The sequence below is a fragment of the Aeromonas sp. s3 genome (genome assembly GCF_040907805.1).
GTDB classification, from domain to species: domain Bacteria; phylum Pseudomonadota; class Gammaproteobacteria; order Enterobacterales; family Aeromonadaceae; genus Aeromonas; species Aeromonas dhakensis.
The window spans coordinates 219,767-243,674 of sequence record NZ_JBFOCQ010000033.1 but is presented as its reverse complement, the minus strand read 5'-3'; the positions used below and the strand labels follow the sequence as shown (position 1 = coordinate 243,674).

Genomic DNA, 23,908 nt, shown 5'->3' with positions numbered 1-23,908 from the left:
CCAAAGTGCCGAAAACAACGAGGCCCATCACCAGGATGGGCCTCTGAGAGGGACCAGCCGACGGGATCAGCTGCCGCTCTGGGGACCGTCGATCACCAGCTTGCCATCCTTGACCGGGATGGTGGCGCCGGGGGCCTTGTTCATGCGGATCACCCCTTCCTGACCGGCGAGGCGGTAGGTGACGTCATAGCCCAGAGTGCGGGTGCTGCTCTCCTGCACCGTCTTGCAACGCTGCTCTGTGGTGGTGTAGGTATCACCGGCCTGCATGTTGCCCTGCACCTGGTTGCCGGCGTAGCCGCCTGCCACGGCGCCGGCGGCGGTCGCCACCTTCTTGCCGTTGCCGCCACCGAACTGGTTGCCGAGCACGCCGCCCAGCGCCGCACCGACCACGGTACCCAGGATCTTGTGCTCGTCCTGCACCGGTTTGCGGTGGGTCACGGTGACGTTGCGACACTCCTGACGGGGGGTCTTGATGGTCTCGGTCACCGCTTTGCTGGCCAGCACTTCGGCGAACTGAGGCTGTGATGAAAACAGGGATCCGCTGGCGGCGGCTGACAAGGCCAGCGCAGAGGCCACACCGATCCCGACTCCTGCCAACATGGATTTGTTCATTTTCTCTTCTCCTCAAATGCATCACGGGATGCGTCTCTTGCTTGCGCTCATCTTGGCACAAGGGCAAGGAGGCACAAGGCAAAGCCCGTGCGGGCACGACAACCCCTGACTGCACCGAAAAGTGCCTCGCCAAAAAGGTGTCGGGCTTTGGCGACAAAGGCGGGGTGAAGGCAGCAAAAGCGATCTGCGAGTGGCATTTTGCGATTCAGCTGGGCCTATTTTCCCATTTTGCGCCAATCTCCTGCCACCGCCGGCTGGCCTAATGGCAAACCAGAGGGGCTTGTCATCCACCAGCGTCAGTCAGGGTGCGCCAACCGCTTGATAAATCACTGTTGCCGGGAGGATTGGCGGCCGATAACAGATCACGGCAAGCATTATGCTTGCTCTGTTGGCAGAGAGAATCAATCGCGTGTCTATGGCGGCTCGCACCAATGTGAGCCGGCAGGCGCCACCCGCAGTCAGGCCAGATTGGCTGCGGTCATCCGGTCAGCAAGGGGGTTCATATGTCGATGCTGCCAAGATGGATACAACCGGCCGTGCAGGCCGGCATCATCACCCGGGAACAAGCCCAGCGGCTGCTGGACTCCCTCTATCAACCCCTCTGCGAGACGGCGCAGGAGCTGCCCGCCGACCTTGCCGACATCAGCCTCAAGCTCTTCTGTTTTCGCCAGCAGCACAGGGTGCGCCACTAGTTCCCCCGGATCTGCACCGCAGTTTAAGCCTGACCCCGCCGCCGGGGTCAGGGGCTAGAGCATCATCACCTGCGCCACCAGCATCAGGGCGCCGAAGCCCAGCACGAAGCCCACCATGGGCAGCACGAACCTGACCCACTGGTTGAACTGGATGCCGAGCATCTGCAGGGTGACCAGCACCAGCCCGGTGGGGGCCAGGAACAGCATGGCGTACTGTCCCCAGTTGTAGGCCGACACCACGATGTAGCGCGGGATCATCACGGTATCCGCCAACGGCGCCATGATGGGCATGGAGAGCACCGCCAGCCCCGAAGAGGAGGGCACCACCAGCCCCAACAGGGTGAACACCAGCATCTGCGCCACCGCAAACACGCCGCCGTGCATGCCGGCCACCAGACTGGAGGCATAGGCCAAAATGGTGTCCGAGATCATCCCTTGATCCAGCACCAGGTTGACCCCCCGCGCCAGCCCGATGATGAGCGAGACCGCCACCAGCTCGGACGCTCCCTGGGTGAAGGCCTCGACAGCCTCTTTCTCCTTGAGGCCGGAGATAAGGATGATGACGATGGCGACGGCCAGGAAGGAGGCCGCCATCTGCGGGAACCACCAGCCAGCCATGGAGACACCCCACACCATCAGGGGGAAGGCGAGGATGAACAGGGTCAGGATGATCTTGCGGCGCAGGGTGAAGGGGACCCCTTCATCGAGGGAGCCCTCTTTCAGGAAGCGGGCCCGAAAGCTCTCTCTGTCTTCGTAGGTGTAGGAGAAGGCAGGGTTGGCCTTGATCTTCTTGCAGTACCAGTAGAGGTAACCGATCACCACCAGGGTGCCCACCAGACAGCCGACGGCGCGAAAGCTCAGCCCCTCGGTAAAGGGGATGCCGGCGGCGTTGGAGGCGATCACCACCGAGAAGGGGTTGATGGTGGAGAAGGTGGTGCCCATGGAGGCGGCAAGGAAGATGGCCCCCACGCAGACGATGGCGTCATAGCCGAGCGCCAGAAAGATGGGCACCAGGATGGGATAGAAGGCGACCGCCTCTTCCTCCAGCCCGCAGGTGGTGCCCCCTAGCGCCATCACAAAGCAGACCAGCGCCACAAAGAGGAACTCGTTGCCGCGGGTCTTGCGCGACAGCGCCACCAGTCCGGCATTGAAGGCGCCGGTCTTGTTGATGACGCCGATAAGCCCACCCAGTACCAGGATGAAGACGATGATGTCGGCCCCCTCTATGGTGCCCTTGACCATGCTCACCGCCACGTCGGAGAGTCCCTTCGGCGCCTGGGCCAGCCGCTCATAGGTACCGGGGATGGCGATGGGCTTGCGGATGGTGCCATTGACGAACTGCTCCACCCCGATATTGATATCGAGTCTGGTCAGCTCATCCTGAGTGGCGGGCACTCGCCGGGTTTCCCCTTGCGGCGTGTTGATGGTCAGCATATGGCTGGCGGCATTATAAGAGAGCTTGGCATAGGCGCCCGCCGGAATTATCCAGGTGAGGGCGATGGCCAACAACATGATCAAAAACAAGATGGTAAACGCGGTGGGAAATTGTCTGCGGGTCTGGTTATTCGGCTCGGCACACATAAAATGCTCCTCGATAAAGCAGGTTCGGGCTCGGCGGAATATCGGGTCGATAGGGTTCCTTCGTCATGCAGCGGGAGTACGCAAACTCACTGGTTATGGCGCATCGTATGGCGAGAAATCTGGCCTGATATTGAACATCCGGTAGATTGTTTCACCAGGAAACCATAACCCGCCGAGGGGAAGCATGAACAGCGCTGCGGGCCTGCTTTATGGAAGCCGTCACAAAATATATTTCATGAGTGATTGGTCATTAATTTATTGGCAATAAACCGATGTGCTTGCTTATGCCATAAATATCCAGCTGGCATTGTTTCGAAATATATCGATATCGGCAAGCCTGCAACCCGATATGGCCAGCTTGCATGCCAACATCAGCATATTCATTATTTGCCGGGTTTTATGCTGAGGATATTGGCCGTCGATATTTGTCGCTGAAAAAACAGGCACCAGCATGCAGCTCGGTCAGATTGGCGGCGCCGGCGCAGCACCTCTAAGACGTTTTGCTAATACCTGTGGCCATCGCCTCGCGCTAGGCTGTGATCCCCGATACGAGCACCCTCTGGCAGGACGCCAGAGGATGGTTGCCGGCGCTCCCGGGAGCGCACCGCTTTTGCTACCTGCGAGGAAGGAACCCGATGACAGAGCAGAACATCTATCAGCGCGATCTGGAAAAAAATCCCGCCAATTATGAGGCGCTGACCCCCATCAGCTTTCTGGGACGGGCCGCCCGGGTCTACCCCGACTATCCGGCGCTGATCCATGGCCCCCTGCGCCAGAGCTGGGCCCAGACCGAGCGACGCTGCCGCCAGCTGGCTTCGGCCCTGCGCCTGCGCGGCATCGGCGAGGGGGATACCGTCTCCATCGTCGCCCCCAATACCCCGGCCATGTTCGAGGCCCACTTCGGGGTGCCCATGAGCGGCGCCGTGCTCAACACCATCAACACCCGGCTCGATGCCGAGTCGATGGCCTTTATCTTCCAGCATGCCCAGAGCAAGGTGGTGCTGGTAGACCGGGAGTTTGGCGCCCTGGTGCAAAAGGCGTTGGCACTTGTCGAGAACCAGCCGCTGCTGATCGCCATCGACGATCCCCTCTATCAGCAAGGGGAGATAATAAGCGAGCTCACCTATGAGGGGTTTCTTGCCGAGGGGAGCGGGGATGAGCCCGGCTGGCTGCCGCAAGATGAATGGCAGGCGATCTCGCTCAACTACACCTCCGGCACCACAGGCAACCCCAAGGGGGTGGTCTATCACCATCGCGGCGCCCACCTCAATGCGGTCAACAACGTGCTCTCCTGGGAGCTGCCCAAGCACAGCGTCTATCTCTGGACCCTGCCGATGTTTCACTGCAACGGCTGGTGCTTCCCCTGGACCCTGGCGGCGACGGCCGGGGTGAGCGTCTGCCTGCGCCATGTGCAGGCGGCAGCCATCTATGAGGCGCTGCACGAGCACAAGGTGACCCATTTTTGCGCCGCCCCCATCGTACTCAACATGCTCAACAACGCCGATCCGGCCCTCAAACGCGGGCTCGACCACCCCATCAAGGCGATGACAGCAGGAGCGGCGCCCCCCGCCACCGTGATCGCTGGCATGGAGGCGATGGGGATCGCCGTGACCCACGTCTACGGTCTGACCGAAACCTATGGCCCCTGCGTGCTGTGCGAACCGCAAAGAAGCTGGCAGGGGCAGGATGCCACCACGCTGTCGCGTCTGAAGGCGCGTCAGGGGGTAGCCTCACCGTTGCAGGGAGAGATGCGGGTCATCAACCCGGTCAGCGGCGAGCCGGTCCCCCGGGATGGCAAGACCATGGGCGAAATCGTGCTGCGCGGCAATGTGGTGATGAAGGGCTATCTCAAGAACCCGGTCGCCAGCGCCGAGGCGATGGCGGAGGGGTGGTTTCGCAGCGGTGATCTTGCAGTGTGGCACCCGGACGGTTACGTGGAGATCAAGGACAGATCCAAGGACATCATCATCTCCGGTGGGGAGAACATCTCCAGCCTGGAGGTGGAGGACGTGCTCTATCGCCACCCCGATGTGGACGAGGTGGCGGTGATCGCCATGCCGGACGAGAAGTGGGGGGAGGTGCCCTGCGCCTTCGTCAAGCTCAAGGAGGGGCGCGAACTCAGCCAGGCCGAACTCATCGAGTTTTGCCGCGAGCAGATGGCCCATTTCAAGGCCCCCAAGCGCATCATCTTCACCCCACTGCCGAAAACCTCCACCGGCAAGGTGCAGAAATTTATGTTGCGCCAGCAGCTGGGGTGACTCTGACGAGAGCGCCAAGTCAATCAACGGGCCTGCGGGCCCGTTTTGCTTTACGAGATGCAGGAAGCAAGGCCTCGCCGGTAGCGGTTGCCAGCCAACAATACGTGCCTTTCGAGCCCGTCCCGGCTTACCATGGCCGGCATGTCCCGCCAGCCTGAGGATACCCGTGAGAAAATCGGATCGACTGTTTCAATTGACCAACCTGCTGCGGGCTCACCAGCCTCTGACCGCCCGCGAGCTGGCAACGCGTCTGTGTGTCTCGGAGCGCACCATCTACCGCTATATGGACGATCTCTCTCTGGCTGGCATTCCCGTTTATGGTGAAGCCGGGCTGGGCTATCGGCTGAGCGAGGGGTTCGAGATGGCCCCCTTGCAGTTGAGCGCAGCCGAGCTGGAGGCCCTTATCACCGGGGTGAATCTGGTGGCGGTGCTGACCGGCAAGGGGATGGCCGATCCGGCCCGGGCCCTGCTCGCCAAGATAGAGGCCGCTTTGCCGGCACAGGGTATTCAGGTGGACTGCGACCCCGTGGTGCGGGTACCGGACTATCGCACGGCGCATCCGGTATACGCCCGTTGGGATCAGTTGCACGAGGCCATCACCGCCGGCCGCTGGCTGGAAATAGGTTATCAGGATGCCAAAGCCTGCAAGACGGGCCGCCACATCTATCCCCTCGGGCTCTTTTACTGGGGCGGATGCTGGACGCTCGGCGCCTGGTGTGCGCTGCGTCAGGCCTACCGGGATTTCAGGGTGGATCGCATCGATACCCTGGCACAGTGCCGTCAGAGGGAAGGGGCGCCCCCTGGCGTGACCCTGGCCGATTACCTCACCCTGCGACAGTCGGACGAGTTCACCCATGTGCGCAGTGGTGCCGAAACGGCAATTCAGGACTGACACAAGGCTGTCAGTAGCCCTTCGTTATGCTGTTTTCTCCAGACCATCCACAACGGAGAGAACAAGATGATCATCAAGGGAGACATGCAAGGGGCAGGGGGCGTCGAGTTTGCCACTTTCAGGCTCAAGGAGGGGGTGACGGAGGCGGATTTGCTTGCCCTGGCACACAGGGTCGAGTCCGAATTTCTTGTCCAGCAGTCCGAACTCATTGTGCACTGCCTGCTGCGCGGCACCGACGGCCTCTATGCTGACCTGGTGATGGCCCCCAGCCAGTCATTGGTCGAAGCCTATTGCCAGCAGTGGTTGCACAATGCCGTTGCAGGGGAGTACCTGACTCTGCTGGATCCTGACTCGGTGAGCATGAGCTTCTGGACCCGTATCGGCTGAGAGAGTGTGCGGCCTGCCGGCTTTCGTGCCGGTGCTGACCATTAAAGGAAACGGGCCCATCAGGGCCCGTTTGTGCTTCACCGGTTGGTCATCACTTGGTGTGGCGCTCATAAAGCCGCTGTACCACATCCTTCAACGCCAGCCCTTCGTTTTGCAGCAAGACCGTCAGGTGGTAGAGCAGGTCAGCGGATTCGTTGATAAGTTCCTCCCGATCCTTGGCCATGGCGGCGAGCGCCACTTCGACACCCTCTTCACCCACCTTCTGGGCGATGCGCTTGGTGCCCTTGCCATAGAGGCTGGCGGTGTAACTGGTGGCCGGATCTGCCCCTTTGCGTGCGGCCAGGATCTGCTCGAGCTCGGCCAGGAAGCCAAGGGGCGGCACAGGGTGGCCGTCGAAGCAGGAGGGATTGCCCAGATGGCAGGTGGGGCCGACGGGGTTGGCGGCGATCAGCAGGGAGTCCTGATCGCAGTCGGTGGTGATGGCGACCAGCTGGAGCACATGGCCCGAGCTCTCCCCCTTGGTCCAGAGGCGCTGCTTGCTGCGGCTGAAGAAGGTGACCTGGCCGGTCGCCAGGGTTTTATCCAGGGCTTCCCGGGTCATGAATCCCTGCATCAGCACCTCGCCGCTGGCGGCATGCTGGACGATGGCGGGGATCATGCCGTCACATTTCGCCCAGTCCAGGCGCTCAGCCAGCGATACGTCGTTGTTTACAGCTTGATTATTCACGGATGGCGACTCCTTCGGTTTTCAGCCAGCGTTTCAGTTCGGGAATGGGGATAAGGCCTTTGTGGAACACGGAGGCGGCCAGCGCTCCGTCCACGTCGGCGAGGGTGAAGGCATCGCGAAAGTGCTCCATGGCACCGGCGCCGCCGGAGGCGATGAGCGGCACCTTGCAGACGGCCCGCACCAGCTTGAGTTGCTCGAGATCATAGCCCTGGCGCATGCCGTCCTGGTTCATCACGTTCAGCACGATTTCACCGGCGCCACGCTTTTGCGCCTCCTCGACCCAATCGAGGGTATGCCAGGCGGTGGTGCGAGTGCGGCTCTCGTCGCCGGTAAACTGCTTGACCTGATAGTGACCGCTCTGGGCATCAAAATAGGAGTCTATGCCCACCACCACGCACTGCACGCCGAAGCGCTCGGCCAGGCGGGTGATGAGGGTGGGATCGGCCAGCGCCGGCGAGTTGATGGAGACCTTGTCGGCCCCGAATTCCAGGATCTGGCGGGCATCTTCGACACTCTTGATGCCACCGGCGACGCAGAAGGGGATGTCGATGACCTCGGCCACCCGGCTCACCCAGCTCTTGTCCACCACCCGCTCATCGCTCGAGGCGGTGATGTCGTAAAACACCAGCTCGTCGGCCCCCTCGCTGGCGTAGCGGCGGGCCAGCTCGACGATGCCGCCCATCACCTCGTGATTACGAAACTGCACTCCCTTGACCACCACGCCATCTTTGACGTCGAGGCAGGGGATAATACGCTTTGACAACATGCTCGTTGCTCCATGTAAAGCACTGTTAAAACTAACGTTGTTGCTAACGGGCCCGAGAGCCCGGTGGCGAGTGAAAAAATGTCAATGGCATGCTTTAACAGCGGGTTCCTGTACGGGAGAAAAGACCGGATCCGGACGGTGTTTTCGCGCGGGGGAACACCACTATATGCACGACTTTATTCAGTGATTCAACCCTTTATCCGCCCTGTTGGCCCCCTGGGATCCCTTGCTGCCATCGGGCTGGCGTGCCAGGGGTTCCCCATGAGCATCATCCGTTGCCAGCAGTGCCCGCAGAGTGAGCAGGGCCCCATCAAAGTCGAACACCTTGAGCTGGCGTGCCAGCGTCTCGCCCCGGGCGCCCAGCGTGAGCATCAGGGGGGCGACATACTGCTCGAACAGCGGCAGCACGGCGGTGTCGCTTTGCAGCAGCAGATCTTCCATCTGACGCAGCAGCGGTTGTTGCCACTGGCCGCCAAGGGGGGCCGAGGTGGCGGGGACCAGGCGCTCCTCCTCTCCCAGCAGGTTGAGCAGCTCAGAGAGGTGGCGCTCGATGGGCATCATCAGCTCGGCCGGGGCCGGGTTCCCTTTGGCAAGGGCCTGCTCCAGCTGCTGACAGAGCGCGGCCAGTTCGACCAGCCCCAGGGTGCTGGCCACCCCGCGCAGGGTGTGCACCAGCCGGGTGGCAGCGGGCTTGTCACCGGTTTGCAGCTGAGCGGCCAGCTGCTGCATGTCCAGACTGTGTTCGCTGGCGAAGTGGCGCAGCAGGGTCACGTACTTGTTCTGGTTGCCCTGCAACACCGCCAGCCCCTGTTGCAGGTCGAGCCCGGGCACCCCTTGCAGGCGGGCGAGGGGGCCGATCAGCAGATCGTTGGCCCGGCGCTGATAACCAGGTTTGGCGGCTGAGCTGTTGGGCAGCCACTGTTGCAGCGCTGCAAACAGGCGGGTCGGGGTGACCGGTTTGGCAATAAAGTCGTTCATGCCGGCGGACTCGCAGGCCCTTCTGTCCTCTTCGAAGGCACTGGCGGTAAGCGCCAGAATGGGCACCTTATCCCAACCCGGCAGTGCCCGGATGGCGCGGGTGGCGCTGTAGCCATCCATCAGCGGCATCTGTATGTCCATCAGGATGAGATCGAAGGGGTGCTGACTGACGCGCGCCAGCGCCTCCTGGCCATTCACCGCCGTCTCTATGACCAGGCCGCTGTTGCCGAGCAGTTCCAGCACCACCTCTCGGTTGATGGCGTTGTCCTCCACCAGCAGCACCCTGGCGTGGTTGGCGAAAAAGAGCGCCTGCTGCACCGTCTGCTCCAGTCGGGCGGGCTGTTGCGGCTCGCCCACTCCTGCCGAGAGGCGGGCGGTAAACCAGAAACAGCTGCCCTTGTCGAGGGTGCTGCTGACCCCCACATCCCCGCCCATCAGGGTGGCGAGCCGGCTGGTGATGGCGAGCCCCAGCCCGGTGCCGCCATATTTGCGGGTGGTGGAGACGTCCGCCTGTTCGAAGGCCTGGAACAGCTTCTCGGTCTGTTCCGGGCTGATGCCGATGCCGGTGTCCTCCACCTCGAAGCGCAGCAGATAGTCGCTGCCAAGCTGGCGCTCCGGTCGTACCCGCAGGGTGACCGAGCCCTGCTCGGTGAACTTGATGGCATTGGCCGTGTAGTTGAGCAGCGCCTGGCGCAAACGGGTGATGTCGCCATGCACCCAGGCCGGGGTGTCGCCGATGTCGACTATGATGGTGAGCCCCTTGGCGCGGGCCTGCTCGCTCATCAGGGCGCTGACGTTGTCCAGCATGGCGGTGAGGGAGAAGTCGCTCTGCTCCAGCGCCATCTTGCCGGCATCGATTTTGGAGAGATCGAGAATGTCGTTGATGATGGTGAGCAGGTGCTGGGCGGCGTTGTCGATCTTCTCCAGCCGCTCCTGCTGGGTGTGATCCGGCGTGTCGCGCTTGAGCAGATAGGTGAGCCCCAGAATGGCGTTCATGGGGGTGCGGATCTCGTGGCTCATGTTGGCCAGAAACGCGCTCTTGGCCCGGTTGGCGCTCTCCGCCCGCTGGTGGGCCTGGGCCAGTTGCAGGGTGCGTTCGTCAACCATCTCCTCCAGGTGGTAGCGGTATTGATCCAGCTCCTCGCCGAGCTGCTTCTTCTCGGTAATGTCGGCCTGTACCGTCACGTAGTGGGTCACTACCCCGTTCTCCTGGCGGATGGGGGAGACGGTGGCCAGCACATGATAGTGGGAGCCGTCCTTGCGTTTGTTGATGAACTCGCCGTGCCAGCGCTGGCCGTGCTTGATGGCGTCCCACAGGGCAATATAGGTGGCCCTGGGGGTGAGGCCGGAGCGCAGCAGGGTCGGGGTCTGGCCGATCACTTCGCTCTGCTGGTAGCCGCTGGTGGTCAGGAAGGCGACGTTGACATACTCGATGCGGGCCTGGGTATCGGTGATGAAGACGCCGTCCGGGCTCTGCTCCAGCGCGAGCGACAGCTGGCGCAGCTGCTGCTCGGCCAGTTTGCGCTCTGTGATGTCCAGATGGATGCCGAGCAGGCGCAGCGGGCGCTGTTGGGCATCCCGATAGACGCTGCCCTTGCTGCTGAGCCAGCGCACCTCGCCGTTGGGCAGCAGGATCCGGAACTCGAGCTCCACCGGTTTGCCGCCGGCGGGAAGGTCTGCCAGCAGCTTGTCGATGCGCGGCTTGTCGTCCGGATGGAGGCAGCGCTGCCAGGTGTGGATCTCGCTGAGCTGCTCGGCGCTGCGGCCATAGAGGCGGGCGCATTCGGGGGAGAAGTAGAGGCGACCACTCTGGATGTTCCACTCCCAGATCCCGATGTGCGCCCCCTCCTGGGCCAGCAGCAACCGCTGTTCACTCTCGCGCAGGGCGCTGCTGGTGGTCTCGGCGCGGATGCGGGCGCTGATGGCGTCATCCATCAGATTGAGCGCCGCCAGTCGGGCGCGGCGCTGGGTATCGAGCGCTATCTGCTGGTTGTGCAGCAACTGCTGCTCTGCCAGCTTGCGCTCCGTGATGTCCTGTACCGTGCCGTAAAGCTCGACTATGGTCCCCTCGTTGTCTCGAAGCGCCGCCCCCCGGGCGATGATCCAGGCCGGCTCACCCTGATCGTGGATCACCTCGGCGTCGCACTCGTAGGGCAGGCCATCCTGCAGGCAGCGCTCGACCGACTGGGCGATGGTTCGCCACCCCTCCTGGGTGAAATACTTCTTCACTTCGGGATAGATGGCGGGGGGCAGGGAGGGATCGCGGCCATAGATGCGGTAGATCTCCGGCGACCAGAAGTGGCTGTCATCGGCGATGTGCCAGCGCCAGTTGCCGATCTTGGCCAGGTGCTGGGATTCACGCAGGATCCCCTCGTTGCGGCGCAGGGCCTCCTCCGCCTCCTTGCGCTGCTGGTTGTCCTCGATCACCGAGATGAAGTAGTCGGGCTCCCCCTTGAGGTTTTTGACCAGTGCCACCGTCAGGGTGATCCAGAGGATCTCGCCCCCCTTGCGCAGGTAACGCTTCTCCAGGGTGTACTGCTGGCGTTCGCCGGCCAGCATCTGGGTCACATAGGTCTGGTCGATGAAGAGATCGTCCGGGTGGGTGATCTGCTGAAAGGTCATTCCCATCAGCTCGTCGGCCTGATAGCCCACCATGTCGCACAGCCGCTGGTTGACCCGCAGCCACTTGCCGTCGGGGGCGACCAGGGCAATGCCGACCGCCGCCTGTTCGAAGGTGGCCTGGAAGCGGGTTTCGCTCTGTTGCAGACGGGACTGGATGCTGGCCAGCTCTTGCCAACGCTGGGTCTCCCGGCTGCGGGAGTGGTGCACCGCGGCGCTCAGCAGGCTGATGAGGATGCCGTTGACCTCCAGAATGCCCCACTGCACCAGATCCTGGCCGGAGTCGATGCGCAGCTCGTGGACCGGGAGCAACACGAAGTAGGCCGTGAGCAGGCCGCTCATCAGGGTGCAGAGCAGACCGGGCAGCAGGCCCCCCAGCAGGGCACAGACGATGATGGGCAGCATGAACAGCACCAGCAGGGGGCGCTCGCCAAAGGCGATGGGCAGCTGGACCCGGATCTGCAGCATCAGGACGGGCAGCAGCAGTGCCAGCAGGCAGACGCCCCAGCGCTGTTTGGTGGGGCGAAGATGCCACAGCGAAGACCAGTTCATCATAGGGACTCTTCCGGCGGAGTGGGGGCCTGCGGATAGGGGGGCAGCTCTCCGAGCTGGAGCGACAACTCATTGATCTTGTGCTTGAGGGCCAGCATGGCGAGCTCCCTGTCCACCATCACCTTGTTGAACCGCTCCAGCTCGTTGTTTTGCTGGCGCAGTTCGCTCGCCTGACGGGTCAGGGCCTGTTCGACCTGCTCCCGCTCCGTGATGTCCAGCAAGAGGCCGAGCACGGCGGGCTGGCCACGGTAGTCGACGCGCCGGCCGTACAGCTCCATCTCGATGTTCTGGTGATCATGATGCAGGGCGGTGAAGCGGGTGTGGATCTCGCTGTCTTCCTGCTCGCAGCGCTGCAGCTGTTCGGCCACTCTGGCGCTGTCCTTGGCACTGGCCAGGGCTGGCAGGGAGCCAATCTTCAGCAGCGCCGCGGTCGAGCCGTAGCCGAACAGGCGGGCAAAACCGGGGTTGATGTAGCAGAGCTGACCCTGCTGGATGATGTAGATGCCGGCCAGGGATTGCTCCACCAGGGCGCGGAACAATCCTTCACGCTCGCGCAGGCCCGCCTCGGCCCGTTTGAAGTCGGTGATGTCGCGGGAGATGCCAAAAATACCGATCACCTCGCCATCGCTGCCCTGCAGCGGCCCCTTGGTGGCGAGAAACACCCGCTCGCCGCCTGGCAGGGTCAGAAACTCCTCCTGGGTCTGCACCCGGTTGCTGGCAATCACCTGGCGGCCAATCTCCATCAGCATGCGCGCCTGATCGGGGGGAAAGATGGCAGTGTCATCCTGGCCCAGCATCTCGCTGGCCGACTTGCCGACGAACTGGCTGGCTGCGCGGTTGAACAGGATGTACTTGCCCTCCAGATCCTTGGCGAAGATGGCGTCTTCCGAGCTGTCGGCGATGGCGGAGAGCAACTGCAGCGCCTGCAGCCGGCCAGCCTGGGACTGGCGAACCTGCTCGGCCATCTGCAGCCGGGTGTGCTGGCGCAGCAGCACTATGCCCGCATTGGTAATAAAGAGGGCAAGCAGGCCGATGAGCCCGATCCAGATGCTCTCTTTCAATACCGCGCGGTTGAGCTCCGCCTCGTCTATCTTGGCCAGCAGGTACCAGTCGGTGCCCAGCACCGGACGGGCGGTGCCAAACACCGGCACGTTGCGATAGTCCCGGCCAAAGAAGATCGCTTTGTCCTGGGCGTCGTGATCATGGCGCAGGTACTGGGCCGCCAGCAGCTCCTTGCTGCTGGCCGGCAACTGCAGGGTGAGGGCCGAATCCGGACGATAGCGGACGTCATTGATGAACTGGATCTGCTCGCCGTTGCGGCGAAACAGCAGGGCCTCGCCGCTGCTGTCCGGTACCGGCCAGGTCTTGAGAATGCTGTTGAGGGGATCACTGCTGCTGATCTGCAGCACGATCAGGGGGGGCTTGCCGTCGGTCACCGGCAGGGGGGCGATGAAATCGAGCCGGGCATGCCCTTGCTCGTCCAGGTAGGGGCCCACCCGGGTGATACGCCCGGCGCTGACACTGGTCAGGACATTGCGCAGCGCGCGGTTGAGACCGCTGGCCCCCTGCGTCTGCCACAGCACCTCGCCACTCGGCGCCAGCACGGTGGCGGCGCTGAAACGGCGGATGGAGAGAAACTCATCGAGCCTGGCCATCAGGTCGGCCTGGCCGGCATGGCTGGTCTGGGCTTCGCGATAGAGGGCGCCATAGAGCGGGTTTTCCAGCAGGATATGGGCGTCGAATTCGCGGGAGTTGAGCCACTCGGTGATGCGCTTGCCTTTGAGGTCGGCGATGGTCTCGAGCCGGGTCGCCTCCTTGTCCTGGGTCAGATTGATGTTCTGGGCGATGGCCATGGCGGTCAGGGCGATGATGAGGCCATTGAACAGCACAAAGGGAAGCAGTTGGCGCCTCGATGGCGTGCTGCTGACGGTGGGCTGATCGATGTGCCGGCGCAGCATGGCGTAGAGCAGGGTGGCGGTGATGACAATGAACAGCCACCCCTTGATGGTACTGGCCAGTGCAAATTGCGCCGGGGTGCTGAACAGCCACTCCACCGCCTTGTCGGAGAGCAGGATCCACAGGCTCGCCACGGCGGCATAGGTGAGCACCACATTGAGTACATGGGCCCGGGTCAAGGGCGGCCGTTCAGCCATGAGGGACCTCGTTGTCGTCCTTGTAGCGCTCGGCGATGGCGATGAACTCGTCGAAGTGATTGTCAAAGGCGGTCACCACGTCCGGGTCGAAATGCTGGCCGCTGCCGGAGAGGATCAGGGCGCGCGCCTCGTCATAGGGCATGGCCGCCTTGTAGACCCGCACGTTGATGAGGGCGTCGAACACATCCGCCAGCGCCATCAAGCGGGCCGAGAGAGGAATGGCGTCTCCCTTCAGACCGTCCGGATAGCCGCTGCCGTCCCACTTCTCGTGGTGCCAGTGGGCGATCTCCTTGGCCAGGGTGAGAAATACCAGTGGCTGATCGATGTCCCGTTCTGCCTCCTCGATGGCATCGCTGCCGAGCTTGGCGTGGGTGCGCATGATCTGCCATTCCTCGGGTGTCAGCTTGCCCGGTTTCAGCAGGATCTGATCCGGTATGCCCACCTTGCCGATGTCGTGCAGCGGGGCCGAGCGGCTCAGCAGGTCGATGTAGCGGGGGGTCAGGGTCTCGGCAAAGCGGGGATGGGTCGACAGCGCGCTGGCCAGCTGCCTGACATAGCCCTGGGTGCGCAGGATGTGATTGCCGGTTTCGGGATCGCGGATCTCCGCCAGATGGGCGAGGGCGCGGATGGAGACCTGCTGGGTCAGATCATTTTCCGCCATGCGCCGTGCCACTTCGGCCTCCAGCGCGGCATTCTGGTTTTGCAGACCGTCGCGGGCCTGCTTGGCCTCCAGCTGGGTGCGTACCCTGGCCTGGACGATGGCGGGTTTGATGGGTTTGGTGATGTAGTCGGCGGCTCCCAGCGACAGGCCGTACTCTTCGCTCTGGGGATCGGCGAGGGCGGTGAGCAGCACGACCGGGATGCGGCTGGTGTGCCCGTTGAGACGCAACTGCTTGAGCACCTCGTAGCCGTCCATACCAGGCATCATCACATCCAGCAGAATGAGGTCCGGTGTGATCTTGCCGGTGGCGATGCGCAGGCACTTCTCTCCGCTCTGGGCCGCGAGCACCCGGTAGGTGGAGGAGAGCAGGTCGGTCAGCACCATCAGATTCTCGGGGGAATCGTCGACAATCAGGATGGTGGCGGAGTGAGATGTAAACATAGATCCTCCGTGACGTTGTCTCAGTGAGTTCGAGTATAGAGTCAATTGTTACCAAGTAATAAGGACTTACCCCGATTTACCCCTTGCTGGAGAGAGGCCCGCAGGCGGGCCTTCACCAGTCAACGTCAGGAGGTTGTCTGCTGTGGCGGGATCAGCCGGCGTTGCCGTGACTGCCCCAACAGGCGATGGCGTCCCCCACCGAGAACTTGCCCTCCAGCAGGGCGCGACCGAGGATGATCCCCTTGACCCCTGAGCCCTTGAGCGCCTCGATATCCTCGATGCCGCCAATGCCGCCGGAGGCCTGGAAACCGACGCTCGGGTAGCGGGCACAGAGATCCCGGTAGAGTTCGACGTTGGTACCGGCCAGGGTGCCGTCACGGCTGATGTCGGTGCAGAGCACGTGCTTGAGCCCGGCGGGGAGGAAGCGATCGATCAACGCCTCTATGGTCACCCCGCTGTTCTCCTGCCAGCCGGCTACCGCGATATGGCGATTGCCCTGGGCATCGATATTGACGTCCAGCGCCAGCACGATGCGCTCGGGGCCGTATTTCTCCATCCAGCTGGCCACCAGATCCGGGGATTTGACGGCGGTGGAGCCGATCACCACCCGGCTGGCACCGGCGGTCAAGAGGTCTGCCACATCCTGCTCCGTGCGTACGCCGCCGCCCACCTGCACCGGCGCTTCGGTGGCCGACAGCAGCTGGGTCAGCAGGGGCAACTGGCGCGCCTTGGCATCTTTGGCACCGTCCAGATCCACCAGATGGAGCTGTACCGCCCCCTGGGAGACATATTCATCGAAGCGGGCCTGCGGGCTGTCGCTATAGGCGGTCTTCTGGCCGTAGTCGCCCTGATAGAGCCTGACGACTTGGCCGTTAATCAGATCAATGGCTGGGATAATCATCCTTGTTAAAGCTCCAAAAAGTTTTGCAGTAGACGGGCACCGGCCGCGCCGGAGCGCTCCGGGTGGAATTGGGCGCCAAAGAAGTTGCTGCGCTCTGCAACCCCGCCGACGATGGCGGTAAACGGCTGGCCGTAGTTGCAGGTCGCCAGCGTCGCGTCGGTCACCTCCAGCGCATAGGAGTGGACGAAGTAGAAGTAGCTGCCGCTCGGGATCCCCTTGAGCAGGGGATGGGTCTCGTCATGCTCAATCTGGTTCCAGCCCATATGGGGCAGGCGCAGGTTACCTACCTCCATCAGTTTGATCCTGCCCGGCACAATGCCGAGGCAGTCTATAAGCCGCTCTGACGAGTCATCCGTACCCATGCTCTCTTCGGAGGCCTCCGCCAGCATCTGCATGCCGAGGCAAAAGCCCAGCAGCGGCTGCTGGGCGGCACGAATAAGGGGCACCAGATTGCGCTCGTTGAGGTTCTTCATGGCGGCCACGGCGGTGCCGACGCCGGGCAGGATCAGCTTGTCAGCCGCTTCGATATCGGCCGCCTCGCGGGAGACCCGCGGTTGCACGCCGAGGCGCTCGAACGCCATTCTGACCGAGGCCAGATTCGCGCAGCCAGTATCGATAATGACCAGCTTCTGCTTGCTTACATCCATCACAGCACCCCTTTGCTGGAGGGAAGCTCGCTCCCTTCCACCCGAATGGCCTGACGCAGGGCGCGGCCAAAGCCTTTGAACAGCGCTTCCACCTGATGGTGGGTGTTGCCGCTGCCCACCTTCATCTGCAATGTGATGGCCATGGCATCCGACAGCGAGCGGAAGAAGTGGGGCACCATCTCGGTGGCCATCTCGCCCACGTTGTCGCGGCCAAAGCCGCTCGGGCAGTCGAACACGAAGTAGGGGCGACCGCTCAGATCCAGCGCTGTGCTCACCTCCTGCTCGGTCAGCGGACGCGCATCGATCACTGCCTGCACCTCGTCCATCGCCAGCACGAAGCCGAAGCGGCCGATACCGCGCTTGTTGCCAAGGGCCTGGCGCAGCGCCTGACCCAGCGCCAGGCCGACATCTTCCACCGTGTGGTGATCGTCGATATGCAGATCCCCGCTGACGTTCAGCTTGAGCTGGAAACCGGCGTGGGTGGCGATCTGATCCAGCATGTGATCAAAGAAGCCGATGCCGGTGGCGATCTGGTTGCCGCTGCTCTTGTTTGTGGCAGAAGGGTCCAAATCCACTGCCACCTGGATGCGGGTCTCTTTGGTGTAACGCTCCACCGAGGCTACGCGGCCCTTATTTGGACTAAGAACAGTGAGCAGCTGATCACGGATAGCGAGCCAGTCGTGATCCTGCGGGTGGTAGCGAATACCACTGATGCCCATGTTCTCGGCCAGCTGCAGATCGGTCTGTCTGTCACCAATCACGAAGGAGTTGGCAAAGTCGATGCGACCGGAGGCGAGATACTCCTTGACCAGGCCGAGGTGGGGCTTGCGGCAGCTGCAGCCGTCGGTGGGGAAGTGAGGGCAGATCAGCACCTTTTCCCAGCTTACTCCTTGCGATTCGAACAGGTGCATCATCAGATCGTGGGGGGGCTGGAAGTTCTCCAGCGGCAGGCTGGCGGTGCCCAGCCCGTCCTGATTGGTCACCATCACCAGCACGTAACCGGCGGCCTGCAGCTCGCGCAGCACCGGGATCACCATGGGCTCGAAGCGCAGCTTGGCGAGGCTGTCCACCTGCTTGTCGGTCACCGGCTCTTCAATCAGGGTACCGTCGCGGTCGATAAACAAAAACGGGGTCTTCATCGCTACATCCTTGTCTTACAAAGTGGGGGGCAGATCACGCAGCACGGCCAGCACGGCGTCCATCTCGCCCTGATAGCCGATGGTGACGCGAATGCTGTTGTCCAGGCCCGGCTTGGTCGAGAAGTCCCGCAAGATGATGCCGGCGGCCTTCATGGCGGCAAACACGCTGGCGCCATCCACAAAGCGCACCAGCACAAAGTTGCCCTTGTCCTCGAACACTTCCTTCACGCAGGCAAGCTTGGCCAGCTCAGCCTTGAAGGCGGCCTTTTGCCTGTTGAGCTCCACCACACGCTCGTGCATCAGCTCGAGCCCCATGGGGGAGAGGGCCTGCGCCGCTATCTGGGCGATAGGCTCGGGAATGGGATAGGGGGCGATCACCTTGGCCAGCATGGCGATCACCTCCGGGTTTGCCAGCGTAAAGCCGCAGCGGATCCCCGCCAGGGCAAAGGCCTTGGAGAGGGTGCGGGTCACCACCAGATTGGGGAAGCGAGCCAGCAGGTCTACCACGGAAGCCTCGGGGCAGAACTCGATATAGGCCTCGTCCACCACCACGATGGCGCGATCCCGCGCCTTCTCCAGCAGGGCAATGAGTCCATCGCGCCCCACCAGATCCCCGGTGGGGTTGTTGGGGGAGCAGAGAAACACCAGTTTCACATCGCCGAGGCGATCGGCGATGGCGGGCCAGTCCGGCTGGCGGCTGGCGGTGAGCGGCTGCTCGACGATACCGACGCCGCAGGTCTCGGCACTGATGGCGTACATGCCGTAGGTCGGTGGGCAGATGAGGATCTGATCATCACCTGCTTCGCAGAAGGTGCGGATCAGGAGCTCGATGGCCTCGTCGGCGCCACGGCTCACCAGCACCTGATCCGGATTGACCCCAGCGTAGGCGGCGTAGCTATTCACCACCTCGGCCGGTTGGCACTCGGGGTAGCGGTTGAGACGGCTCCCCTCGATGGTGAAGGGATAGGCCTGCGGCGCCTCGTTGGCGTTGAGCCAGACGTGGCCCTTGCCGCCGATGCGGCGAGCGGATTGATAAGGGGTGAGGGCCCGCACCACGCGGCGAGCCAGATTGGCAATGCTCATGACAAATCCTTCTGCGGCTGGCTTGAAAGTGCGTTCAATCTGAGGGTGACGGCATTCTTGTGGCCATCGAGCCCTTCGGCCTGAGCGATACGCTCGACAATGGGGCCGAGGCCCTGAATGCCGCGCTCGCTCAGCTCCTGCACCGTGTAGCGACGCTGGTAATCCGCGAGGCCAAGGCTGGAACAGGTGCGGGCATAGCCATAGGTAGGCAGGGTGTGGTTGGTGCCGCTGGCGTAATCGCCGACCGACTCGGGGGTCCATGCTCCCAGAAAGATGGAACCGGCGTTCTCGAGTTTATCCAGCAGCTCGCGCGGGGCGCGGGTCTGCACGATCAGGTGCTCCGGCGCGTAGGCGTTGGAGATGGCGCAGGCCTCGGCCAGATCGTCACAGAGGATCACCAGACTGCTGCCGAGCGCCTTCGCGGCGATATCGCGGCGGCTCAGTTTGGCCAGCTGGCTCTTGATTTCCCCTGCGATGGCATCGGCCAGCAGCGGTGAGGTGGTCACCAGCACCACCTGGCTGTCGGGGCCGTGCTCGGCCTGGGAGAGCAGATCCGCTGCAACGAAGGCGGGGTTGGCACTCTCGTCGGCGATGACCAGCACCTCGGAGGGGCCGGCCGGCATGTCGATGGCCGCGCCGCGCCAGTCGCGCGACACCTGGCCCTTGGCTTCGGTCACATAGGCGTTGCCCGGGCCGAAGATCTTGTCCACCTTGGGGATCGTCTGCGTGCCGTAGGCCATGGCGGCGATGGCCTGGGCGCCGCCGATGGCGAACACCTTCTCGACCCCGCAGGCGCGAGCGGCAAACAGGATCTCTTCGCTGGCGGGGGACGGGGTGCAGAGCACCACTTCACGGCAACCGGCCAGGCGTGCCGGAATGGCCAGCATCATCACGGTGGAGGGGAGCGGCGCGCTGCCGCCCGGCACATAGAGGCCGACCCGACTGATGGGCTGGGTGCGCAGTTCGCACACCACCCCGGGCTGGGTCTCTACTCGTACCACCGGCTGCGATTGCGCGGCGTGGAAGGTGCGAATATTGGCAATGGCCGCTTCGATGGCATTTTTGATGTCGTCATCCAGCCGCGCGCAGGCAGCCTCGATTTCGGCGTTGCTTACCTGCAGTTGCTGGCGCGGGGCACGTTCGAAGCGCTGGCTCAGCTCGCGCAGGGCCTCATCACCCCGGCTGCGTACCGAGCCGATGATCTCCCGCACCACGGCGCCGATGTCGGCTTCGTCACTCAGGGCTGGCCGGGTCAGCACGTCGGCCTGCTGGGCGGGGGAGAGGGTCTTCCAGATCAGGGTCTGCATGATATCCCTTCCTTATTCCATCATCTTCTCGATGGGCAGCACCAGAATGGAGCTGGCACCCAGCGCCTTGAGCTGCTCCATGGTCTCCCAGAACAGGGTCTCGCTGGAGACGACGTGCAGCGCCACCTGATTGGTTTCGCCCGCCAGCTGCATGATGGTGGGACGTTCGGCGCCCGGCAGCAGATCGGTGATGGCGTCGAGCTTGTCCTTGGGGGCGTGCAGCATGATGTACTTGCTCTCGCGCGCCTGCTGCATCCCCTGAATGCGGGGCAGCAGGGTGTCGATGATCTTCTGCTTGGCATCGGACAAGGGGTTGGGTGCTTGTACCAGTACCGCCTTGGAGCGGTAGATAACCTCCACCTCTTTGAGGCCGTTGGCCTCTAGGGTGGCACCGGTGGAGACCAGATCACAGATGGCATCGGCCAGGCCCGCGCGCGGTGCCACTTCCACCGAGCCGCCCAGCATCACGCTCTTGAAGCCGAGCCCCTTCTCGTCGAAGAAGCGCTTGAGCAGCCCAGGGTAGGAGGTGGCGATGCGCTTGCCGGCGAGGCTCTCTGGCCCGGTGTAGTTGACGTCGTCCGGCACCGCCAGGGAGAGGCGGCAGCCGCCGAAGTCGAGCTGCTTGAGGGTCTTGACCGCAAAGGGCTGGCCCTGGGAGGCGCGGATGAGCTGCACCTCTTCCAGCACGTTTTCGCCGATGATGCCAAGGTCGACCACCCCTTCCATCACCAGCCCCGGGATGTCGTCATCGCGCACCCGCAGGATGTCGATGGGCATGTTCTCGACATGGGCGATGAGGCGCTGCTCGCGCAGGTTGATCTTGAGGCCGCAGCTCTTGAACAGGGCCTGGGAGTCCTGGCTCAGACGACCGGATTTTTGCATGGCGATGCGCAGACGTTGTGTTTCCATTGCTCGATTTCCTTCTAGTCAAAAACGAAAAAACCCTCGGAAGTGGGTGCTTCCGAGGGTTTATGAATCTTGCGGTCCTTTTGGAAGTCACCAGTTAAGTGTCTTCCAGCAGTCAACCTCCTGAAAGACTATTCGGGATGATGATGGTGGTGATGAGTCTTCAGGCTGGTGAACTGCATGTAATCAATCCTTTACAAATAAGATGTCGTAGTTGACGCCCGATTTAAACTACCTGCCTTGACGGAAAAAGCAACCGGAAAATGTGATTTGGTCGATTAAAGTTGAGAAAACGGTTTTATGGTCGATAACTAGACAAGGTGAGCCAGAGGAGGCGACATCATGCCCAGCCAGGACCTGTTATTCCCCATTCTGCCCAGGGCGCCGGCCGCGCCGAGCAGTGACGACATCAAGCGGGAAGTAACCCAGATCAGCCAGAAGCATCAGTTGCGCAAGACCAGCACCGACAACGGCGACTCCCAGCAGCGCCAGCAGCCTTACCCCTCGGCCAAGCGTGATCAGGAAAAGCCTGAAGAGGACGATCACAAGCCGGATCCCGATCACCAGATCGATCTCTTCGTCTAGGGGCAGAAGTCAGTCCCGCTTTTGCCACCTTTTTGGCATAATGCCCCCTTTTGTTGCAGCGGGACGCCCCTTTGACCATCCAGACCCTCTTCAAGCCAGACGGCCCTCTGGCCAGCCATATCGACGGTTTTGTCGCCCGCGCCCCGCAACTGGAGATGGCCGAAGCGGTGGCCAACGCCATCAAGTCACACGGTCGCTTGCTGGTGGAGGCGGGCACAGGTACCGGCAAAACCTACGCCTATCTGGTGCCGGCGCTGGAATCCGGCAAGCGGGTGGTGATCAGCACCGGCTCCAAGAACCTGCAGGAGCAGCTCTTCTATCGAGACCTGCCGACCATCACCGGCGCACTCTCCTATACCCCGCCGGTGGCTCTGCTCAAGGGGCGCAGCAACTATCTGTGCATCGAGCGGATGAACCGGCTGCTCAGCGAATCCCACCTGCAAAAGCCCGAAGTGCTCAACGATCTGGTCAAGGTGAAGTCCTGGTCCACCGCCACCGACAACGGTGACGTGGGGGACATTCCGGGGCTGCAGGAAAACGCCGAGATCCTCGCCCACGTCACCAGCACCAATGAAAACTGCCTCGGCCGTGACTGCCCCTATTACGACGACTGCCATCTGGTGGTGGCCCGCCGCCGCGCCATGGATGCCCAGGTGGTGGTGATCAACCATCACCTCTTCTTCGCTGACATGGCGGTCAAAGACACAGGTTTCGGCGAGCTGGTGCCCGAAGCACAGGTCTATGTGTTTGATGAAGCGCACCAGCTGCCCGAGATCGCCACCAAATACTTTGGCAAGTCGGTGGGCAGCCGCACCATCCAGGATCTGGCGCAGGATATCCAGCTTGCCTATCGGGCCGAGGCCCACGACATGGGCCAGCTTGGCAAGGCGGCGGACAGGCTCGCCATCGCAAGCCAGGACTTGCGGCTCGCCTTCGGGGTGGACGGCGGTCGTGGCAACACCCGTGACATGTTGCGCCAACCGCTCTGGGGCCAGGCGCTGGCCCGCCTCAACGATGCCCTCGGCCTGTGTTACGAGGTGCTGAAGCTGGCGCTGGGGCGAGGGGAGCAGCTTGACCACTGTTTCGAGCGCATCAGCGAGCTGCGCACTCGTCTTGGCGAGGTGCTGGCGGTCAACCAGACCGGATTCTCCTACTGGTATGATTGCTCGCGGCTCCATTTCACCCTCAATCTGACCCCGCTGTCGGTGGCCGAGCGCTTCGGCGCCGAGGTGCTGCGCCCCGAGGTGGCCTGGGTGTTTACCTCGGCGACCCTGACGGTGGACATGCGCTTTGATCACTTCAAGACGGAGTTGGGGCTGGCCGGCAGCGCCGAGCTTATCCTGGACAGTCCGTTCGACTATGGCGAGCAGGCGCGCCTGTGCGTGCCGCGCTTTCTGCCCGAGCCCAATGCCTTTGGTCGGGGCGAACAGCTGGCCAACCTGATGATCCCGCTTATCAACAAGACGCCGGGGGGCTGTTTCTTCCTCTGTACCAGTCATCAGGTGATGCGCCAGGTGGCCGAGGTGCTGCGCCGGGAGATCGGTCGCACCGTGTTGCTGCAGGGGGAGGACAACAAGCAGCGGCTGCTCAAGGAGTTTGTCGAGAATGGCCGCGCCGTGCTGGTGGCGACCAGCAGCTTCTGGGAGGGGATCGACGTGCGTGGTGCCGCGCTCTCCTGTGTTATCATCGACAAGCTGCCGTTTGCCAGCCCCGATGATCCGCTGCTCAAGGCGCGGGTGGATGATTGCAAGCTCAGGGGGGGCGATCCCTTCGCCGATATCCAGCTGCCCAAGGCGGTGATTGCCTTGAAGCAGGGGGTGGGGCGGCTCATCCGTGATCGCGGTGATCACGGCGTACTGGTCATCTGTGATCCCCGCATGGTCAACAAACCCTACGGCGCGACATTCATCAAGAGCCTGCCCGCGATTCCTCGGACCCGGGAGCTGGCCACCCTGGGCGGTTTTTTCGATCGCAAGGGCTGAGCTTGCCGAAGATGCTGTTTACCCGTGCACTGGCGAGAC

The 23,908-nt window shown here is 62.8% G+C and carries 19 protein-coding genes and 1 other annotated feature; of the genes, 6 read left to right on the top strand and 13 right to left on the bottom strand.

Going from position 1 to position 23,908, the window contains the following annotated elements:
* Positions 1-66: 66 nt before the first annotated feature.
* Positions 67-612, bottom strand: coding sequence for a glycine zipper 2TM domain-containing protein (locus tag AB5Y98_RS19365; RefSeq protein WP_016350791.1), 546 nt, complete (start codon positions 610-612; stop codon positions 67-69).
* 503 nt (positions 613-1,115) lie between these two features.
* Between AB5Y98_RS19365 and AB5Y98_RS19360 the strand changes: the two genes are divergently transcribed.
* Positions 1,116-1,304 (top strand): hypothetical protein, encoded by a 189-nt coding sequence (locus tag AB5Y98_RS19360; protein ID WP_017764436.1) that lies wholly within the window; start codon positions 1,116-1,118, stop codon positions 1,302-1,304.
* A gap of 54 nt (positions 1,305-1,358) precedes the next feature.
* Here AB5Y98_RS19360 and AB5Y98_RS19355 read toward each other — a convergent pair whose 3' ends face one another.
* The gene (locus tag AB5Y98_RS19355; protein WP_368206603.1) at positions 1,359-2,885 is read right to left on the bottom strand and encodes a YfcC family protein; all 1,527 of its coding nucleotides are present in this window, start codon (positions 2,883-2,885) and stop codon (positions 1,359-1,361) included.
* Positions 2,886-3,520: 635 nt separating this feature from the next.
* Between AB5Y98_RS19355 and AB5Y98_RS19350 the strand changes: the two genes are divergently transcribed.
* The 3 genes from AB5Y98_RS19350 (at position 3,521) to AB5Y98_RS19340 (ending at position 6,422) form a co-directional block, all read left to right on the top strand.
* The gene (locus AB5Y98_RS19350) at positions 3,521-5,143 is read left to right on the top strand and encodes an acyl-CoA synthetase (protein WP_368232591.1); all 1,623 of its coding nucleotides are present in this window, start codon (positions 3,521-3,523) and stop codon (positions 5,141-5,143) included.
* 193 nt (positions 5,144-5,336) lie between these two features.
* Positions 5,337-6,035, top strand: coding sequence for a YafY family protein (locus AB5Y98_RS19345; protein WP_017788109.1), 699 nt, complete (start codon positions 5,337-5,339; stop codon positions 6,033-6,035).
* A gap of 66 nt (positions 6,036-6,101) precedes the next feature.
* Positions 6,102-6,422 carry a hypothetical protein gene (locus AB5Y98_RS19340; RefSeq protein ID WP_017764440.1) on the top strand — a complete coding sequence of 107 codons (321 nt, stop codon included), beginning with the start codon at positions 6,102-6,104 and terminating at the stop codon, positions 6,420-6,422.
* A gap of 91 nt (positions 6,423-6,513) precedes the next feature.
* Here AB5Y98_RS19340 and hisIE read toward each other — a convergent pair whose 3' ends face one another.
* The 11 genes from hisIE to hisG all read right to left on the bottom strand — a co-directional run bounded on the left by hisIE (position 6,514) and on the right by hisG (position 21,305).
* Positions 6,514-7,149 carry a bifunctional phosphoribosyl-AMP cyclohydrolase/phosphoribosyl-ATP diphosphatase HisIE gene (hisIE, locus tag AB5Y98_RS19335; protein ID WP_017782810.1) on the bottom strand — a complete coding sequence of 212 codons (636 nt, stop codon included), beginning with the start codon at positions 7,147-7,149 and terminating at the stop codon, positions 6,514-6,516.
* Entirely contained in the window at positions 7,142-7,915 is a 774-nt protein-coding gene (gene hisF / locus AB5Y98_RS19330; RefSeq protein WP_011706044.1) for an imidazole glycerol phosphate synthase subunit HisF, read from the bottom strand. Before hisF ends, hisIE begins: the two co-directional genes overlap by 8 nt.
* A gap of 180 nt (positions 7,916-8,095) precedes the next feature.
* On the bottom strand, positions 8,096-12,067 hold the full coding sequence (locus AB5Y98_RS19325; RefSeq protein WP_368232588.1) for a PAS domain S-box protein: 3,972 nt from the start codon (positions 12,065-12,067) through the stop codon (positions 8,096-8,098).
* Entirely contained in the window at positions 12,064-14,217 is a 2,154-nt protein-coding gene (locus AB5Y98_RS19320) for a PAS domain S-box protein (RefSeq protein ID WP_368232587.1), read from the bottom strand. The genes AB5Y98_RS19325 and AB5Y98_RS19320 overlap by 4 nt, the downstream gene beginning before the upstream one ends.
* On the bottom strand, positions 14,210-15,319 hold the full coding sequence (locus tag AB5Y98_RS19315; RefSeq protein WP_368232585.1) for a two-component system response regulator: 1,110 nt from the start codon (positions 15,317-15,319) through the stop codon (positions 14,210-14,212). The genes AB5Y98_RS19320 and AB5Y98_RS19315 overlap by 8 nt, the downstream gene beginning before the upstream one ends.
* A 151-nt stretch (positions 15,320-15,470) precedes the next feature.
* On the bottom strand, positions 15,471-16,220 hold the full coding sequence (gene hisA / locus AB5Y98_RS19310; protein WP_368232583.1) for a 1-(5-phosphoribosyl)-5-[(5-phosphoribosylamino)methylideneamino]imidazole-4-carboxamide isomerase: 750 nt from the start codon (positions 16,218-16,220) through the stop codon (positions 15,471-15,473).
* Between the two features lie 5 nt (positions 16,221-16,225).
* Positions 16,226-16,867, bottom strand: coding sequence for an imidazole glycerol phosphate synthase subunit HisH (gene hisH / locus AB5Y98_RS19305; protein WP_368232582.1), 642 nt, complete (start codon positions 16,865-16,867; stop codon positions 16,226-16,228).
* Positions 16,867-18,006 (bottom strand): bifunctional histidinol-phosphatase/imidazoleglycerol-phosphate dehydratase HisB, encoded by a 1,140-nt coding sequence (gene hisB / locus AB5Y98_RS19300; RefSeq protein WP_368232580.1) that lies wholly within the window; start codon positions 18,004-18,006, stop codon positions 16,867-16,869. The genes hisH and hisB overlap by 1 nt, the downstream gene beginning before the upstream one ends.
* A gap of 15 nt (positions 18,007-18,021) precedes the next feature.
* Positions 18,022-19,089 carry a histidinol-phosphate transaminase gene (hisC, locus tag AB5Y98_RS19295; RefSeq protein ID WP_368232578.1) on the bottom strand — a complete coding sequence of 356 codons (1,068 nt, stop codon included), beginning with the start codon at positions 19,087-19,089 and terminating at the stop codon, positions 18,022-18,024.
* On the bottom strand, positions 19,086-20,396 hold the full coding sequence (gene hisD / locus AB5Y98_RS19290; protein WP_368232576.1) for a histidinol dehydrogenase: 1,311 nt from the start codon (positions 20,394-20,396) through the stop codon (positions 19,086-19,088). The genes hisC and hisD overlap by 4 nt, the downstream gene beginning before the upstream one ends.
* A 12-nt stretch (positions 20,397-20,408) precedes the next feature.
* A complete protein-coding gene (hisG, locus tag AB5Y98_RS19285; RefSeq protein ID WP_005301071.1) occupies positions 20,409-21,305 on the bottom strand; it encodes an ATP phosphoribosyltransferase in 897 nt (298 codons plus the stop codon).
* A 28-nt stretch (positions 21,306-21,333) separates the two neighbouring features.
* Positions 21,334-21,458: a sequence feature (His leader region), on the bottom strand.
* A gap of 186 nt (positions 21,459-21,644) precedes the next feature.
* On the opposite strand from hisG, the gene AB5Y98_RS19280 reads away from it, so the two are divergent.
* A complete protein-coding gene (locus AB5Y98_RS19280) occupies positions 21,645-21,887 on the top strand; it encodes a hypothetical protein (RefSeq protein WP_005301068.1) in 243 nt (80 codons plus the stop codon).
* Positions 21,888-21,958: 71 nt separating this feature from the next.
* The gene (locus AB5Y98_RS19275; protein WP_368232574.1) at positions 21,959-23,869 is read left to right on the top strand and encodes an ATP-dependent DNA helicase; all 1,911 of its coding nucleotides are present in this window, start codon (positions 21,959-21,961) and stop codon (positions 23,867-23,869) included.
* Positions 23,870-23,908: the final 39 nt, after the last annotated feature.